At 42.0% G+C, this 17,135-nt stretch carries 14 protein-coding genes and 2 pseudogenes; 6 read left to right on the forward strand and 10 right to left on the reverse strand.

Annotation, left to right across the window (positions count from 1 at the left end; genetic code table 11):
* Nucleotides 1–287: 287 nt before the first annotated feature.
* Nucleotides 288–926 carry a histidine phosphatase family protein gene (locus tag V7K40_RS16275; protein WP_334961326.1) on the reverse strand — a complete coding sequence of 213 codons (639 nt, stop codon included), beginning with the start codon at nt 924–926 and terminating at the stop codon, nt 288–290.
* 148 nt (nt 927–1,074) lie between these two features.
* Here V7K40_RS16275 and V7K40_RS16280 point away from each other — a divergent pair.
* Nucleotides 1,075–1,892: pseudogene (locus V7K40_RS16280) on the forward strand (IS5 family transposase).
* Nucleotides 1,893–2,072: 180 nt separating this feature from the next.
* Here the strand turns inward: V7K40_RS16280 and V7K40_RS16285 are convergent.
* From V7K40_RS16285 to V7K40_RS16305, 5 genes and pseudogenes are all read right to left on the reverse strand, one after another.
* Nucleotides 2,073–2,321 carry an SDR family NAD(P)-dependent oxidoreductase gene (locus tag V7K40_RS16285; RefSeq protein WP_334961328.1) on the reverse strand — a complete coding sequence of 83 codons (249 nt, stop codon included), beginning with the start codon at nt 2,319–2,321 and terminating at the stop codon, nt 2,073–2,075.
* 81 nt (nt 2,322–2,402) lie between these two features.
* On the reverse strand, nt 2,403–3,563 hold the full coding sequence (locus tag V7K40_RS16290) for an epoxide hydrolase family protein (RefSeq protein WP_334961330.1): 1,161 nt from the start codon (nt 3,561–3,563) through the stop codon (nt 2,403–2,405).
* 203 nt (nt 3,564–3,766) lie between these two features.
* A pseudogene (locus V7K40_RS16295) lies at nt 3,767–4,106 on the reverse strand (hypothetical protein); the annotation flags it as partial.
* A 381-nt stretch (nt 4,107–4,487) separates the two neighbouring features.
* Nucleotides 4,488–4,670: a CsbD family protein gene (locus V7K40_RS16300; protein ID WP_334961332.1), complete on the reverse strand. Its 183-nt coding sequence runs from the start codon at nt 4,668–4,670 to the stop codon at nt 4,488–4,490.
* 328 nt (nt 4,671–4,998) lie between these two features.
* The gene (locus V7K40_RS16305; protein ID WP_334961334.1) at nt 4,999–5,463 is read right to left on the reverse strand and encodes a hypothetical protein; all 465 of its coding nucleotides are present in this window, start codon (nt 5,461–5,463) and stop codon (nt 4,999–5,001) included.
* A gap of 253 nt (nt 5,464–5,716) precedes the next feature.
* Between V7K40_RS16305 and uvrB the strand changes: the two genes are divergently transcribed.
* The 3 genes from uvrB to V7K40_RS16320 all read left to right on the forward strand — a co-directional run bounded on the left by uvrB (nt 5,717) and on the right by V7K40_RS16320 (nt 9,624).
* The gene (uvrB, locus tag V7K40_RS16310) at nt 5,717–7,714 is read left to right on the forward strand and encodes an excinuclease ABC subunit UvrB (protein ID WP_334961336.1); all 1,998 of its coding nucleotides are present in this window, start codon (nt 5,717–5,719) and stop codon (nt 7,712–7,714) included.
* Between the two features lie 77 nt (nt 7,715–7,791).
* A complete protein-coding gene (locus V7K40_RS16315) occupies nt 7,792–8,373 on the forward strand; it encodes a Uma2 family endonuclease (protein WP_334961339.1) in 582 nt (193 codons plus the stop codon).
* 93 nt (nt 8,374–8,466) lie between these two features.
* Entirely contained in the window at nt 8,467–9,624 is a 1,158-nt protein-coding gene (locus V7K40_RS16320; RefSeq protein ID WP_334961341.1) for a GUN4 domain-containing protein, read from the forward strand.
* 81 nt (nt 9,625–9,705) lie between these two features.
* Here V7K40_RS16320 and V7K40_RS16325 read toward each other — a convergent pair whose 3' ends face one another.
* Complete coding sequence (locus tag V7K40_RS16325; RefSeq protein WP_334961343.1) at nt 9,706–10,326, reverse strand: hypothetical protein; 621 nt, start codon at nt 10,324–10,326, stop codon at nt 9,706–9,708.
* Nucleotides 10,327–10,549: 223 nt separating this feature from the next.
* On the opposite strand from V7K40_RS16325, the gene V7K40_RS16330 reads away from it, so the two are divergent.
* A complete protein-coding gene (locus tag V7K40_RS16330; RefSeq protein ID WP_334961345.1) occupies nt 10,550–11,269 on the forward strand; it encodes a rhomboid family intramembrane serine protease in 720 nt (239 codons plus the stop codon).
* A gap of 126 nt (nt 11,270–11,395) precedes the next feature.
* On the forward strand, nt 11,396–12,067 hold the full coding sequence (locus V7K40_RS16335; RefSeq protein ID WP_334961426.1) for a rhomboid family intramembrane serine protease: 672 nt from the start codon (nt 11,396–11,398) through the stop codon (nt 12,065–12,067).
* An 84-nt stretch (nt 12,068–12,151) separates the two neighbouring features.
* On the opposite strand, the gene V7K40_RS16340 is transcribed toward V7K40_RS16335, so the two are convergent.
* The 3 genes from V7K40_RS16340 to V7K40_RS16350 all read right to left on the reverse strand — a co-directional run bounded on the left by V7K40_RS16340 (nt 12,152) and on the right by V7K40_RS16350 (nt 17,105).
* Nucleotides 12,152–14,326 carry a lipopolysaccharide biosynthesis gene (locus V7K40_RS16340; RefSeq protein WP_334961347.1) on the reverse strand — a complete coding sequence of 725 codons (2,175 nt, stop codon included), beginning with the start codon at nt 14,324–14,326 and terminating at the stop codon, nt 12,152–12,154.
* A gap of 301 nt (nt 14,327–14,627) precedes the next feature.
* Nucleotides 14,628–15,983 (reverse strand): polysaccharide biosynthesis/export family protein, encoded by a 1,356-nt coding sequence (locus V7K40_RS16345; RefSeq protein WP_334961349.1) that lies wholly within the window; start codon nt 15,981–15,983, stop codon nt 14,628–14,630.
* A gap of 399 nt (nt 15,984–16,382) precedes the next feature.
* Entirely contained in the window at nt 16,383–17,105 is a 723-nt protein-coding gene (locus V7K40_RS16350) for a cyanoexosortase B system-associated protein (protein WP_334961351.1), read from the reverse strand.
* Between the last annotated feature and the right edge of the window lie 30 nt (nt 17,106–17,135).

Here is a 17,135-nt window from a genome sequence, read left to right on the forward strand (position 1 = left end):
CTTAATCTTGTAATGTTGGTGACGACAAGACATTCATTTATAACTGCGATCGTTGATTCAAGAACTAATAAATTCTCTCTAGGTAATTTTCTAGGAGATGTCTATACATGGAATACCGATTGATGGTACGTAGGCGTAGCCCGTCGTAGACATCGCCACAATTGTCGTATTATATATTCTAAAAATTGGGATAAATGTTTTGTGCAAATACACTGCACCAGATAGCGAAGCAGAGCAAGGTAAAAATAATAACTCCTAACTCCTGTACAGACGCGATTAATCGCGTTTCACGTTCCCGGTAAATTTTGCAACCGCCCATCCAAATGACTACGGTCTGCCAAAACCTTTAACAACGGCCCATGTGAGGAAAATTCTACAATACTGACCGAAGCTACAGGGCATCCCAAACGAAAACGGAAGCGTCCCACATCAATCCCCAATAAACTACACAGAATAATTCTGATGGTTGCTTTGTGGGAAACAACTAAAACATTGCCACTAGTGTAATTTTGCTTGATTTCTTCAATTACCTGCAAGGCGCGAGAAGCAATTGTAACTGCCATTTCTCCACCATTTGGCGCATACCAAGCTGGATCGGCTGACCAGCGAATATAATCATCGTGATATTCACGGCTAATTACTTCTGGCGTTTTTCCTTCCCACAAGCCATAGTTAATTTCCTTTAAACCATCTCTGAGTTGTGGTTCTATCTTTATTACTTCACACAAAGGTTTTGCTGTCAATACAGTTCGCCGCATTGGACTACAAAATATAGCTGTCCAATCTTTAGAAATATATGCGTCAGCAAAAGCCTTGGCCATCTCCAAGCCTTCTGGGGTAAGTTGTGAGTCTATGGAACCGCAAAAGGAATTATTGCGACTGCATTCTGTCTGTCCATGACGGAGGAAATAAATGGTTAGGCTCACGGTATATTCTCATGGATTGTGAATTTAAGAGCGCTAATAATCAGATGTAGCTGAAGATAGTTAAAGGATGTCTGAGAAATAAGAAAGCCCAGATAACGGTATCCTGTCAGTAGAAAAAATACTTAAGTATGACAGCGTTATGAGAGCTATGATTCCATCGTACCCAAGTAATCTGACTTTAGAACAGTGGGAACTACTATCAGGACTAATTCCTCAGCCCAAAAGTGGTGGTCGAAAACGTAGTGTCGATATGCAGGCGCGAGTTAACGCAATCCTATACATATTATTATGTGCGGGTTGCGCGTGGCGAATGCAAACGTACGATTCTCCCAATTGGAAAACTGTGTACCATTATTTCCGACAGTGGGGTAAGGACGGGACGTGGCAACAAATTCATCAGCGATTACGCTTGTGGGTGCGTGTAAGCCAAAACCCTTGACCATCTCCATCTGAGGCTATTATGGACAGTCAATCGGTTGAGACAACAACAATGGTTTCCAAGGAAGTCGGCGATGACTCAGGTAAAAAAATTTGCATGACGTAAGCGGCATCTACTGATCGATACATTAGGCTTACTTATCGTTGTCCTAATTACCGCCGCAAACGTAAGTGAACAAGCAGGAGCAAAAAAAGTTCTATCAAAACTGCATCAAGTACGCGTAGGCGTAGCCCGCCGTAGGCATCGCATGGGTAGATTGATTCGGATTTGGGTTGATGGTGGCTATCGCGGTAAGGATTTTACGCACTGGGTAATGGATGTTTATCGCTGGCTCTGGAGCGTTGTTACACGCTCTCAAGAACAGAAGGGTTTTGTTGTCCTGCCAAAACGTTGGCTGGTTGAGAGAACTAATGGGTAGGTTCAATTGGTGTCGCAGATTAAGTAAGGACTATGAGATTTTACCTGAAACGACAGAGGCTTTTATTTATGTCGCAATGATTCGTTTAATGTTAAAACAGCTTGCGTAGTCAAAATTACCTCCTCAAAACTTTTCAGACATCCTCTAATTGGAGGGGATTTTATTGTTTTTGCGATCGCTATCTCAAATAACTAGCAACTTGGGTTAATATCTTCTAGCTTGCTGAAATATTCGATCCCAGCATTGCTCACAAGAATATCGACTCGTCCGAACGCCTTAACCACATCGTTCAACAACCTCTAACATTCAGTTTGTTGACTGACATCCGCATGAAAAGCTTGAGTCTTTGTATCCCTAACTCTTCACAGGTCAGCAACCAGTTCTTCGGCTTGACATTTTCGCAGTACTTAATCGCGACGATCACACCTTCACTAGCTAATCGGGTGGCGATCGCTTTTCCGATGCCTCGGCTTGCTCCTGTCACAACGGCAATCTTTCGTTTAATTTCATTTCGTACCTCTTCTCTTTCAATGAACAATATATTGAATCTAAGAGCGAATGGAAGTAGATTTCATATCTCTCTTGGATTTTGCAACAAAACTGCTTGGCACCCCTGAGCCTAAAGTGTCTTCTGTTGAACTGCCCGAAGTCCGGCACGAACTTCTTCAACAAATAGCGCTGGCTGCTCGAACGCAGCGAAATGACCACCTTTTGAAGTTTCGCTCCACCGCACAATCTGATGGAAGCGTCGCTTCGCCCAGCGCTGCGAAGACCCGCCAATATCTTTCGGAAACCGGCTGAAAGCGAATGGTACTTTGACGGGTAAATCGTGCGATGGATCGCGATCGTTTTCCCAATAGCGTCGAGCCGAAGATGCGCCCGTATTCGTGATCCAGTAGATCATAATGTTGTCGAGCATCTCGTCCATTGAAAAAATGCTCTCCGGATCGCCCTCGTTATCTGTCCAGTCATGAAATTTTTCATAGATCCAGGCAGCTTGACCTGCGGGCGAATCGGCAAGGGCGTAACCGATCGTTTGCGGGCGAGTGCTTTGTACTTTGTTGTATCCGGAGAGGTCATTGTTGTAGCGTTGCAGTCGCTCAATTAGCTGACGTTCGTGTGTATCTGCGCTTGCAATCTCTGCTTCAGAAGGTTTCCAAGCGATGCCATTAAGATGAATACCAATGCAGCCATCGGGCTGTCTGCTGCCGATCGCTGCACTCACCTGAGCACCCCAATCACCGCCCTGCGCCGCCCAGCGTTCACCATAGCCCAAGCGTTGCATCAGTTCAATCCAGGCATCGGCAATTTTCAATAGGCTCCAGCCCGGTTCATTCGGCTTTTCCGAGAAACCGTAACCCGGCAGCGAAGGAAGTACAAGATGAATCGCATCGGCGGGATCACCTCCCTGTGATCGTGGATCGGTCAAGGGCGCAATGACTTTGTGGAACTCGATCACCGATCCCGGCCAACCATGCGTCATGATTACGGGTAGCGCGTTTGGTTCGGGTGACGGCACATGAAAGAAATGGATGCCGCAGCCGTCGATCACAGTGCGTTGCGGGTTCCAGCCGTTGAGCATCATTTCGCAGCGATGCCAATTGTAGCGATCGCGCCAATACTCGCATAATGCTTGGACTTTGGCTAATGGGGCACCTTGCACCCAGCCACTCACGGGTTCTTTCTCTGGCCATCGCGTCCGAGCGAGGCGATCTTGCAAGTCTTTTAGCTCAACCTCTGAAACCGCGATCGGTGCTGCTTCGATCAGTGTGTTCTTCATCAGCAATTCCTCATAACATCGTGTGAACTTCGCTGGTTGCGACGGGAATCAGAATGACCAGAAAGAAAAAGGTACAAGCCCCTAAATTTATTTATGGAAAATAAATAAATGTATTTCGAGATATGTACTACAAGAAATACTACGTTAGTTGACTCAGAGCAACTAAATTTATTTATGGGGTTCTTAATCTTAATTTTAACTTTAGTCAAAATCAATTTCTTATCAGACGCATAAATCAAAACCTTTAAGTCTTGATTGGGGAAGTTCTTATGAAAACCTTGAGCCAGGGATTTTGCTAATAGTCGCACTTCGTTAGGACGAACTTTAGGGAAAACAACAACACCTAGTTTATTGTTATCACGAACATAAGCGTCCTGAACTAATCCTTGAGATGTTTGCACAACCCAGTTACCAAAGGTTTGTCCTCTTGGGGTATTGCCTCGCTCTAACTCTGCATAAGTTACATCTCACCCAATTGCTGGCGAGGTAGTTGTGCAGTCAACCTGTGACAATAGTACTACCTCCACAGGCGGTAGTTATCATCAATACTCCAATTAAGACGAAAGTCGCCAATATTTAGCGACTTTGCTGAACAAAAATTAATTTTTTACTTCACTAAAAAAAAATTTAAACAACAGATAGAATAAGTTGTATATTTAAACTAATTGCTTGCTTTTATTATCTAGTTTAAATTTTATAGAGGTTATTCCTCTATATCGATAAATTCATTTTTTAATGTAGAGACGTAATTTATTACGTCTCTACAAAAGTTATACCAATCAAGCGAGCCCTATATCTTTCAACGCTTGCTAAGAGTAGAAGAAAGATGTATTGCATTTAATTTTGAAAACTTCATACTTTTTTGCAAAAAGGGAATCTATCCCATTGATATCCCTACAGTTTCTGCAAAAAAGTTCTGAATTATTAGTCAATATTTTTCTTGACGCCATCTTTTACGTCTTCAATCCCGTGACGGACTTCGCTTTCAGCTTGTTTTGCTTTACCTTCTGCTTTATCTTCTGGATCTCCAGTGACATTTCCTAATGCCTCTTGGGCTTTACCTTCAACATTTTTAGCAGCTGCTTTTGCGCGATCTTCGATACTCATTTTGTACTCCTGATTTAATTAAAAAATTCTTTCAAAGCTATAAACTAACTTTGAAATTTTTTTTATTACTCTTATATAATAGCTTAAAGTTTTTGCTAAAGCCTTCCACCACAAGGCATATTCAAGAATTCATAATTCAGAAAGTTAGTATTAGTAAGCGTTCTGGCTGTTGGTTTAATACAAAATAAAGCAATAACAGTTTAGTTACCTATGCTAAAAGACATAGAAAAAGTACAAATATTGTCATCTCTGCTTTTGACTGTTTAACTAAAAAAACCCAGTTCCGTACAGAAGCTGGGTTAATAAAGTTATGAGGATATTTTTTTGTCTAATCTAGAAAACCCATCAGGCTTTCAGGGTTGTCAATCTCATTTGATGCTATCGGACGGTTCCCGAATGTTGAATAGCTTTCATCAATTACCAATGAACTTGAGGCAATTGGACGAATCCCAGAGAGATTAATACTTTCAACCACTTGGAGTGTATTAGCACCAATTGGACGAATACCCATTGCATTATAGGTTTCAACGACTTCCAAGTGACTGGTGCTAACAGGACGTACCCCAGCAATTGAGAGTTTTTCAGCAACTTCTAAGTCGCTAGCGCCTATGGGACGAATTCCAGAAATGGCGAGTGTTCCAGAAGCTCCTACCGGCAGTTCATTGACTTCCTCGACTTTATCTACATTCAAGCTCTTGTCTTGTTGATTTTCAACTTCCTCTATAGTTTCCTCTGGAGACTTGGCATGCTTTTGCCGAGAACTGGTTGCTTTGCCAGTGTTGCTAATAGTCATAAACGAACACCTCTAGTTTGTTAATTGAATTTTACAATAATTAAGGAAAGGTGAAATTTTTTCCCATATACCTTAGAGTTTAACCTTAAAAAATCTCATATAGATATAAGAATCTTTAAAACTAATACATAAGTAAATTTAAAGTAATAATTTTTGTAAATAATTATTACTATTTATTTGGTTTAATAAGCCAGCTACAATGGATACAGGGCGAAATCCTCACCATGAAATCGGGTATTTCCAGCAAAACTGTATGACAGAATTTTGTCTTCAAGCTCCTTTTAGTCCCACAGGCGATCAACCACAAGCAATCGCCCAACTCACTGCTAGTATCCAATCTGGTAATCGTTACCAAACTTTACTAGGAGCCACTGGAACTGGCAAGACATTTTCAATAGCAGCAGTGATTGAGAAAATTGGCAAGCCTACCTTAGTTCTGGCGCATAACAAAACTCTTGCTGCACAACTTTGTAACGAGTTGCGAGATTTCTTTCCCAACAATGCAGTCGAGTATTTCGTTAGTTACTACGATTACTATCAGCCAGAAGCGTATATTCCCGTTACCGATACTTATATTGAAAAAACAGCGGCGATTAATGATGAAATAGATATGTTGCGGCATTCAGCGACGCGATCGCTTTTTGAACGCCGTGATGTCATTGTCGTTGCTTCCATTAGTTGCATCTATGGTTTAGGAATGCCAGCAGAATATCTGAAAGCTGCCATCCCCCTTCAGATAGGTATGGAAGTAAATCAACGCCAAATTTTACGAGATTTGGCAAATGTTCAATATAGCCGCAACGACATAGAAATGGGTCGGGGAAAATTTCGCGTCCGAGGCGATGTCTTAGAAATTGGCCCAGCATATGAAGACCGAATTATTCGTGTCGAATTTTTTGGTGATGAAATTGACGCGATTCGCTATATTGATCCGGTAACAGGTGAAATTCTCAAGAGTTTAGAAGCAGTGAATGTCTACCCTGCACGTCACTTTGTCACTCCAGAAGAACGGTTAGAAGTAGCTTGTTATGACATTGCAGCCGAGTTAAAACAGCAAAAAGCAGACTTAGAACAAGCTGGGAAATTATTAGAAGCGCAACGCATAGATCAACGTACACGCTATGACCTAGAAATGCTGCGCGAAGTAGGTTACTGCAACGGCGTCGAAAACTATTCCCGTCACTTAGCAGGAAGACAAGCTGGAGAAGCACCAGAATGTTTAATTGATTATTTTCCCAAAGATTGGCTACTAGTTATAGATGAATCTCACGTTACAGTGCCACAAATTCGGGGCATGTATAACGGTGACCAAGCGAGAAAAAAAGTTTTAATTGAACATGGATTTCGTCTTCCTAGTGCTGCTGATAACCGTCCTTTGAAAGCCGAGGAATTTTGGCAAAAGGTGAATCAGTGTATTTTTGTTTCAGCAACTCCGGGAAATTGGGAATTAGAAGTTTCTGAAGATCATGTAGTTGAGCAAGTAATTCGACCAACTGGGGTAGTTGATCCAGAAATTTCTGTGCGTCCCACAGAAGGACAAATTGATGATTTGTTGGGAGAAATTAAAGATAGAGCCGATCGCCATGAACGAGTGTTAATCACCACATTAACCAAGCGGATGGCGGAAGATTTAACCGAGTATTTGCAAGACCACAGTATCAGGGTAAGGTATTTACATTCTGAGATTACTTCTATAGAGCGCATTGAAATTTTGCAGAACTTGCGCGAGGGAAATTTTGATGTTTTGGTTGGTGTGAATTTGCTGCGGGAAGGCTTAGATTTACCCGAAGTTTCCTTAGTAGCAATTATGGATGCAGATAAAGAAGGTTTTTTGCGAACCGAGCGTTCCTTAATTCAAACTATTGGTAGAGCCGCGCGTCACATCCAAGGACAAGCAATTTTATATGCGGATAATCTGACAGATAGCATGATTAAAGCCATTGATGAAACAGACAGGCGGCGTGGTATTCAAACAGCACATAATCAACTGCATGGGATTACACCACAACCGATTGTGAAAAAATCAAGTAATGCGATTTTGGCTTTTTTAGATGTATCTCGACGGTTAAATGCAACTGACTTGAAAGTTGTAGATGAACATATAGATGAACTGCCATTAGAACAGATTCCAGGGTTGATTACTCTGTTAGAAACACAGATGAAAGAAGCGGCAAAGAAACTAGAATTTGAAGAAGCGGCAAAATTGCGCGATCGCATTAAGCACCTGCGAGATAAAATGCTGGGACGTTAGTGCTAAGTTAGGATAGCAATAAAAAGAATCCCTTTTTTCGCTATCCTAGAAAAGTTAATCATTAAGAGATCGCGCTAATGGTTGCTTTACCCGATCATATTTTGATGAGTGCAGAGGAATATATGGTTTGGGAACCCACCCAAGAGCAACGCTACGAATATTGGGATGGCGAAGTTGTGGCGATGAGCGGTGGTACACGCAACCATAATCGGGTTTCTCTGAATTTCTCGAAGCTTCTAGATGATGCCCTAGCCGATCGCACCTGTGAAGTATACATTGTAGATGTGAAGGTGCAGGTAGAACCGGGGCAAAAGTATTTTTATCCAGATGTGGTGGTGACTTGCGACGAGCGAGATATCGATCCACAATTGGTACAATTTCCCTGTTTAATTATCGAAGTGCTATCACCTTCAACCGAAGCAGCCGATAGGGGGAAAAAGTTTGCCAAATATCGCCAATCTCCAACCTTGCAAGAATATGTCTTAGTACAAGTAGCTCAACCCGATGTGGAAGTGTTTCGGCTCAACGAACAGGGAAAATGGGTGCTGTCAGAGTATAATTTGGGCGATAAATTGCGACTGGAATCGGTGGATGTGGAAATAGCGATCGCTGATTTGTACCGACAAGTGCAGTTTGAAACCGAAGCCACCGAAAATTGAAGATATGCTCAATGAGCATGCGTAGATGCACAGCGGCTTGTCGTTAAACATCGCCTACTTATGATTAGATAATGATTTATACAAATCCTCCAAATGGACAAGATTAAGATTTTATTTCTAGCTGCCGATCCTAACGATGCTGCTCGATTGCGTCTAGGGCAGGAGTTACGAGACATTCGAGAGAAATTACAACTTTCTAAACAGCGCGATGGTTTTTTGCTAGAGTCTCGTGAGTCTGTGCGTCCAGAAGATTTAACTCAGGCAATTTTTGATGTTGAGCCTCAAATCATTCATTTTTCAGGACATGGTTTGAGTACTGGAGAGCTTTGCTTTGAGAATGTTTCAGGCAGAACACAACCTATATCACTTGATGCGCTTACCAATCTATTTGGATTAGTAGCTGATCGAGTTAGCTGTGTGATTTTGAATGCGTGTTATTCAGAAATCCAAGCGAAAGCCATCGCTGAACAGATTCCTTTTGTTATTGGAATGAACCAATCTATTGGAGATAAAGCTGCAATTATCTTCGCTGTCGGATTTTATAAAGCGTTGGGAGCAGGGCGTTCAATTGAAGATGCTTATAAGTTCGCTTGTTTAGAAATTCAGTTACAGGGCATTCCAGAGCATTCAAAACCTGTTTTCTACGGTAAAAAAACTGAAGTTTCGCCAAAGAAACCTCAGTTCACCGTTGAATCTATTTGCATCGAAGATGATCTGCGTTCAGATAAAGGAATAGATTACAGCAATTTACGAGATTTACTCAAAGCGAGCAGATGGAGAGAAGCAGACGAGGCGACCTTGAATGCAATGCTACAAGTGGCAAGACGAAAGAAACATGGCTACTTAGAATATGAACATATACATAAGCTTCCTCATACTGACTTACATACTATTGATACTCTATGGATAAAGTACAGCAAGGGTAGATTTGGTTTCAGTATACAAAAGAAAATCTACCTGGAGTTTTGTAAGAAGGCAAACCGGGTGTACATGCATTATGAGGATGATGCCTGGAAGAAGTTTGGTGATGCTATCGGATGGCGTGTGAACGGGAAGTGGATTTGGCATTCCGAAGCTAGCTTTGATATCTCAGCACCGCAAGGTCACCTGCCCATAGTTTTTCCAAAAATTACTGAACCCCTAGAGCAAGCCTGTTTGGTTGCAGGACTGTCTGGTTACTACAGTGCGCCAAACGATGCTTTTTACACATCGCCCCATAGTTTTACTCTTCTTTGTCGTAGCGACTTTTAAGCTGTAGAATGGCGAGAAGAATATAGCAAACTCTTTAGTATATAACGCAGTTTAACAACCCTCTAAGACATTAATACTCGACTATATCCAGCCCCGCAATTTTTTGTGTACTTGCGCCAGATACCACATATAGTCATCAATTTTGTACTGGTCAGCAGCTTTAACTATATAATTCTGAACTAAATCAAGATTATTCTGGGCTTCGTAATATAATCCCAAATAAAGATGACTGTAAAATTTGCCGCTCTCTCCTTGTGATTGACTAACAGTTAAAACATCATCTGGTGTACAATCTCCCGCATATAAATCATATACGCGCTGCATAACACGTCGAGGATCATTTTTCACAGTTAGTAAAGAATTACGTGCTTCTTCAACACCTAACGAACGAGCTATGCAGAGATATCGCCATACTGTTTCTTCTACATCTTGAGCATTCACTGTCAAATCTATTTCAAATTGTTGAGCGCCCTCAGCAAATCTTTCTGCATAATAGTACGATAATCCACGTTGCCAGAGGTAGGCTTTGATACGGATATCCAATTGCTCTGCCATATCAAAATCTTGAATAGATTCATCAATCTTGGCTAGTTGAAAGTTAACCATGCCTCGGCGAATGTAAGCATTATGATTTTTCGGCTGATTGTGGATGGTTTCGTTCCAGCGCTGAAGTTGATTTTCTAAAGAATTTGAGAAAAACATGAGTAGCCAAGCCGAGAATATACCATCTTATGGAACATCTTAAATGAACTCAAGCTGCTTTTTTCTATAACTGGAAAATTATGGCATGACAATTATTGCTTTTGGGTAAGTCCTACAATAAATCTCAAATATCGAATTGAAATCCATCCACGAGGTAGAAGAAACTACTTATATAATTCAGTATTGTAGAGTCCGTGTCTTAAAAAATCAGGAAGAAACGCCCGTGGTTCCAATCAGAGATAATAATCCCACAAAAATCACGCCTTATGTAACTTATGGGCTGATTGCTGCCAATGTCCTCGCTTTTCTTTATGAAGCAAGTCTTCCTCCACAATCATTAAATGGATTTTTACACCTTGCGGCTGTAGTTCCACGAGAACTGACTTTAAGCTTTGCTGGTGTCTCTCTACATCAACCACTGCCAGAGTGGGCAACTTTGATTACTTCCCAATTTTTGCACGGTGGTTTCTTGCACTTAGCTGGCAATATGCTGTTTCTCTGGATTTTTGGGAATAATGTTGAAGATAAATTAGGTCATGCCAAATATTTACTGTTTTATTTATCTTGCGGTGTTTTGGCATCCTTAACCCAGTGGTTCTTCGCTCAAGATTCTAGCATTCCTTCTTTGGGTGCAAGTGGTGCGATCGCAGGCATTCTGGGAGCGTATATTCTCCGCTTTCCCAACGCCGAAGTTCTCAGCATAGTGCCTTTAGGGTTTTTCTTCCCAACTTTCCGTGTCCCGGCATATTTCTTTTTGGGATTCTGGTTTCTCGAACAAGCCTTCTACGGATTTGCTAGCCTCGAAACACCTACCAACATCGGTATGGAAAGCGGCGGTATTGCCTACTGGGCCCATGCAGGCGGGTTTATCTTTGGGGCAATTCTCGGCCCACTCTTGGGTTTATTTAACGATAAATCCCAGGAAGAATCTTGGTACAACTAATTCTTCATAGTATCGTAGTAACCCTCAATTATCCTGATTTATTTAGTAGGTGAAATTGCTTAACCTTCGCAACTGCTAGCCTTACAAGCTATATTGCAGTTAATCAATAATTTAGGAAAAACACCTGTGTTTCCCCTCTACGACGAAAATCCGACGCGAATCACCCCGTATTTCACCTACGGGTTAATTGGCATGAATATTTTAGTTTTTATTCACGAGGCGAGCCTATCACATGCACAATTGAATCAGTTTTTAAGTCAGTATGCAGTAATACCTCAAGAGTTAACCACTAATTTGAGTGGAGAGTGGATAACGTTATTTACGTCGCAATTCTTACACGGCGGTTGGTGGCACTTAATCTCTAATATGTTGTTTCTCTGGATTTTTGGCAACAATATTGAAGATCGATTAGGTCATGCCAAATATCTGATTTTTTATTTGGCATGTGGTGCTTTAGCTGCCTTGTGCCAATGGTTCATTGGCATAAATTCTGAGATTCCTTCCTTGGGGGCAAGTGGTGCAATTTCTGGGGTTTTGGGTGCGTACATTATCCGCTTTCCCCAGGCTAAAGTCATGACCTTAATATTTTTGGGGATTTTTATCACCACAATCAGAGTTCCAGCAATAGTAATAATTGGACTGTTTATTGTGCAAAATGTGATATCCGGTCTTGCTACCCTGCAAACAGCCGCTAACATGACTGTGCAAACTGGTGGAGTTGCCTACTGGGCCCACATTGGTGGTTTTGTTTTTGGGATAATTCTTGCTCCTTTATTTGGCTTGTTTAGGCGCGACTAAGCAATTCAAAATTAAAATTTTCACTGTGCAACGCCGAAAAACAATTACCAATTCGCCATCTACCTTGCATTATTTGGGAAACTATTAGTTTTTACTGGCACCCGCTGAAACTTCTTCTGATTCTTGTACCTCAGATGCAAATCTTGATGATTGTACGACTTGTTCAGGTACAGAAACGATGATATCAGCACCATTGATAATTGCTCCCAATAACCCCAGTTCCGATTCAACTAATTGATCAATAGCTTCACCTAGCATGTTCTCTTGTGTATAGTGTGGTCGCGCTACAAGTACAATACCATCGCTGTAAGGTTGAATTAATAAAGGGTCATTGGATATGCCGAGGGCACTTGTATCTAAAATAACTAAATCAAAGCGTTCGCGGACATCTTCCATCAGCCGCCGCATTTCGCTGGATTCAAGAATAGCAGCGGATTGCCGCACAGGTCCAGGGCTGGGAAGAATGTATAAATTTTGAACATCAGGAACTAAACGAATACATTCACTTAAGTTAGCGTAATAACGCAGGGGTTCAATACTAGCGTCGGGGTCAGGAATTACTTTTAGAGATGTACAACGGGAAGGCGATCGCAAATCTGTTTCGATAATCAAGGTTCTTTTACCAGCACGGGCAGAAGCTATACCCAAGTTATAAGCACTTGCCGTCTTACCCTCTAGGCTACTGGTGCTAGTAATCAACACTACCTTTAAGGTTTTACCACCAATCCGGCGCAGATTACTGCGGAATTTCTCATAAAATTCTAAATAAGGAGAATCTGCAGAAAGTATCACAGGCACTGCTTCTTTATCCAAATCATCAACTGGCATTAAAGGCAATTCTCCCAACAGTGCCACTTCCCGTTGCTTGAGGCTCTCGCGGATATCCTCTCTGGTTTTGAAAGTTCCTTCCAGCGCTCCCAGTAAAAATATCACCCCGCCACCAACCAACACACCTAAGAAACCACCCACAGCAAGGGTAATAGGTACACTCTTGGGTGGTTTGACATCGACAACGACTGTGGGGCGTCTGGCAATGCTAAGGCTGCTGGTAGTTTCTGCTTCTGCGGTTTTAGCATCAGTTAGCTTCGCCTGCATTTGGTCATAGATGGCTTTTTTGAGTCCAACCTCTTGTTCTAAACGCGATCGCTCTAATTGCTTATTGGGTATGAGAGAATACTCTCGCCGTAGTAGTGCTTCTTGTTGAATTTCTTGGGCTAGTTGTTGTTGAAGCGTCTCCCCCTGCGTTTGCAATGCCACCATCTGGTTTGCCAATTGCTGCCGGGCTGGATCTAAGCTACTTTGGGTGCGAATACCTGTAACGCTACCCTGAAGTGGAGCCGCCGTACCATCACCACCTAACACCTCAGCAGCACGTTGTTGCAGCAATTCCTCAGCAGCTTGTTTCTGACGCAGCAATTGAATCATCGTTGGGTGTTCTGGTCGCAAATCTTTTCTGAGTAAGGCGATTTGCGATTCACTTTGATAAATTTGTGCTCGTAAATTACCAATAATTGGATCAGCACTCAAAGCAGAAGAAATATAAGCTTGTCCAACTGTTAAGCCTAACTTACTTTGTATACTGCGAACTTGACCATCAACCCCAGAAATAGTTAATTGAATTTGCCGTTGCAGATTTTGGCTAGCAGTAATAGCGCTTAACAAGCTGCCATTCTCTGCTGCCAATATTGCCGTTCGCTCTATGCGATCATACTGTTCTAACTTCTTTTCAGTAATTTGCAATTCCCGTTTAGCTTGTGGTAAGCGATCATTAATCTTTTGAATAATTGCTTGTAATCGCCCAGTATTAATATCACTGCTCAACTTGATCATTGCTTGCATCAATTCCGCCAAGACCTGTATACCTCGTTTGGCGTCACTATCTACATATTTCAATTCCAAGATATTAGATTCCAACTCTCCACTTCTGGGGTTTTTTTTAGGTAGAGAAAGAACGACACTAGCACCGAGCTTATTCGGTTTGACATCGACTTTCTCTGCGACTGCTGCAATTATCTGGTTTGATAGTAAAATTTCCTGAGTTAGTTCTTTTCCTTGCTGTTGGATTTGACTACCAGTTGTCGAGAAAGAAACTGGTGGACCACTATAGGTAAGTGCAGCAGATGCTATGTAACTAGTAGGTGGCTCTGGCTGCATAGCCACCACAGTTGACCCTGCTACAATTAGAGCAAAACTAGCTAGTCCAATCCACTTGTACTTATCAAAAGCAATAAGATAGCGCTTAACAATTGGTGGGGTCATGGTCGCTTCGCTCCAATTTAAAATTCAAAATGACGCTCGCAGACTTGCTTTAAGCGTTGGCGCAGCCTCTCTAAGAGTTGCCATGCCGCAGGCTTTACGCTGCGCTAACAAAATTCAAAATTAAGAAGCACCAAACTAAAGATAGTGGCTTTGAGATAAAAACGCTATCAACTTCCTACTGTATATATCAGTTGATATCTTTAATATTTTTCCATTAAGGAATTTAAAGAGAAGTTGGAGATATGGCTTCCTCCACTCCCAACTATTTATAGATTGTACCCTTCTTTCAGAGTCACTAATTTTATCGATTGCCACCGAAGTCGTCAAAAAACCGGAGAAAGGATTGAACATTGAAGAAAGGTTGGGTAATGGTAGTCAGGAAATTAGTAATTTTACCGATGAGGTTCCGACCGACAACAATAACATCATTATCTTGAAGCGCCACATTTTGAGATGCATCGCCTCCCAGAGCTTTTTTTGCATCAAGTTTCTGGGTAACAGCTTTACCTCGTTCCGGATCAAAGCGAACCAGAGCGATATCTCGGAGGTTAGCAGTGTCGAGATTTACTCCTCCCAAAGCATCTACAAATGTACTGCCGTTAGGCAGTGCTTGAATGGAAAGACCTCCTGCTGCGTAGTTTAAAACCCGGACTTTAATCTGTGGTGTGGCCAAGGATGAACGTGCTACCAAATTGCGGTCATAACCGTCATCATTACCAACTTCACGACGGGGGATAAGTATCGCATCTCCGTCTTGTAAGCGTAAATTAGGAATTGAACCGCCATTTTGCAGTGCTGCATATAAGTCAATAGTTTGTGAAATCACAGAACCATCGATTAACTTGCGGCGGACTTGTATTTGTCGCAGGTCTGCATTCAACGTTGAACCACCAGATATTAGCAAGGCATCAGCAACGCGGGGTGTTGATGAATTAATCGGATAAATTCCTGGTCGAAATATTTCCCCGCTAATGGTAACTTGAACTGGTCGCGTTCCTGCCAAGGATACAACTACGATTGGATCTGGTACAATGCGACTTAAACCTAAGCGAATTTTTTCTTGAGCTTCTTCCAAGGTTAAACCTTGTAATGATACCGTTCCCACTTGCGGCACTACGATGTTACCTTCTGGACTAATTACAGCTTGAAAACTTAAGTCTTGACGCTGCGTTGCTAAGGCTAAAACTATTACTGGATCAACCACATAACGATTTAAACCCAAGCGAATTTTTTCTTGAGCTTCTTCCAAAGTTAAACCTTGTAAGGAAACTTTTCCCAGTAGCGGCACCACAATGTTACCTTCTGGGTTGATTAAAGCTTGAAAGCTCAAATCTGGAAAGCGCTGAACCGAAACGCTAATTCCATCTCCTATTCCTAAGCGATATGGGCCAGGAGGACGCTGAAGCACAACACTAATTGTATCTCCTGGTCCCAAGAGGTAGCGGCTGAGTTGGGGTGAAATTTCATCATTTGCACCTGGAGGTACAACCTCAGTACCCGGCACAGGCGGGGGGGGTTGTCCTGGTGATTGTCCTTGAGATGGGAAAGGCTGGGCAACAACAAGTTGGATAGGTGTTGTTAAGAAAACTCCTACTTGAAGACTGACAAAACACAGGGCGCTGAATGCACGCATATAAGAACTAGGATCTATGAACATTGGTGCAGGAAAACTGAATCTAAGAATTAGTCGCGCCGAGTGGTTATTTTACTCTATTAATGTTCTAAATGTCTTTTGTGTCTGCAAGAATTTACCAATCAATAAAAGGAAAATTTTGCAGATTTTAATATTTACTTCATATTTTAGCCGAGTTTCAGCCTGAAGGCAATTATAGAGATACTTATGACAATATCTTTGCCAAAAAAAGAGTATGAATAGATAGGGCTGATGTAATAGAGTTGTTGTCTTCCAAAACGACAACTCAAAAACCACAAACAGCTGATGTTCGATATCGTAATTTACATTTAATCTGCAAGCTGGGTTATGATTCAGCATTATACTTGCTTTATCAAAACCCGGAACCGCAGCGTCGTCACCGCAAATATGGTGTAACATACTTTACAAAGGGCCTGCCATCAATACAGCTTGCACTGTTTCTCCAATAGACTGGGCTAAAGACCAAGATGTTTCTACCTGCCCCAAAGGTTCTATTGGAATCAGAATGCTCACGCCCACCCAAGGAGTGCGTTGCTTACGCCACTGTGCCAATTGATCCGCTAAGAACCAGTGTAAAGGTGATGGATTTCCGCCGTCTGGCATAGCGTACCATTGTAAGACAGCGAAGGTTTGCTGTGGTGTGGAGGCGCGAAAGAACCTAGCTTCTACTTGAGTTTCCACATTAGAAACCAACTTTGTAGGCGGTTTCACAGTAAATTTCGCAGAACGAGATTGAGCTACATCCCACTTTCCCCAGCGTGACCTTCCCCAGCCGTTAACGTCTGTCCACTCTACCTCTGGTTGATCCATAGGCCCGTTTTGCGGCAGCAAAAGTAGGATTGCCTGAGATTGAGAACCTTCTTTTTTAATTACCTGCAAAGACCATTTATGTTCGCCAATTTGCTGTTCTGCTTGTTCAATAGTTTGCCAACCAGGAAGGGCTAACCCAGTCTTGCGGATCTGCTTTAACTCGTTGAGGGTACTAACAGGTGGCGGTTGTTTCCACTGCCAGTGTCCTGTCAAGTATCCGGGAACCCCTCCCATTGCTAACAGCAGTAGCAATAACAAAAGTGCTGCTACCTGACTCAATTGGTTTTCTTTGAAAAACTTGGAGAAGGAAATCATCAGTAAAATTTATAATACTTAGGCAAAATT

It is taken from the genome of Nostoc sp. (assembly GCF_036917195.1).
In the GTDB taxonomy this organism is placed as follows: domain Bacteria; phylum Cyanobacteriota; class Cyanobacteriia; order Cyanobacteriales; family Nostocaceae; genus Nostoc.

Excerpts from the sequence above, each read along its gene's own strand:
- V7K40_RS16290 (WP_334961330.1), bottom strand. The coding sequence starts at position 3,563 with ATGAAGAACACACTGATCGAAGCAGCACCGATCGCGGTTTCAGAGGTT.
- uvrB (WP_334961336.1), top strand. The coding sequence starts at position 5,717 with ATGACAGAATTTTGTCTTCAAGCTCCTTTTAGTCCCACAGGCGATCAA.
- V7K40_RS16315 (WP_334961339.1), top strand. The coding sequence starts at position 7,792 with ATGGTTGCTTTACCCGATCATATTTTGATGAGTGCAGAGGAATATATG.
- V7K40_RS16325 (WP_334961343.1), bottom strand. The coding sequence starts at position 10,326 with ATGTTTTTCTCAAATTCTTTAGAAAATCAACTTCAGCGCTGGAACGAA.
- V7K40_RS16320 (WP_334961341.1), top strand. The coding sequence starts at position 8,467 with ATGGACAAGATTAAGATTTTATTTCTAGCTGCCGATCCTAACGATGCT.
- V7K40_RS16350 (WP_334961351.1), bottom strand. The coding sequence starts at position 17,105 with ATGATTTCCTTCTCCAAGTTTTTCAAAGAAAACCAATTGAGTCAGGTA.
- V7K40_RS16345 (WP_334961349.1), bottom strand. The coding sequence starts at position 15,983 with ATGTTCATAGATCCTAGTTCTTATATGCGTGCATTCAGCGCCCTGTGT.
- V7K40_RS16305 (WP_334961334.1), bottom strand. The coding sequence starts at position 5,463 with ATGACTATTAGCAACACTGGCAAAGCAACCAGTTCTCGGCAAAAGCAT.
- V7K40_RS16300 (WP_334961332.1), bottom strand. The coding sequence starts at position 4,670 with ATGAGTATCGAAGATCGCGCAAAAGCAGCTGCTAAAAATGTTGAAGGT.
- V7K40_RS16340 (WP_334961347.1), bottom strand. The coding sequence starts at position 14,326 with ATGACCCCACCAATTGTTAAGCGCTATCTTATTGCTTTTGATAAGTAC.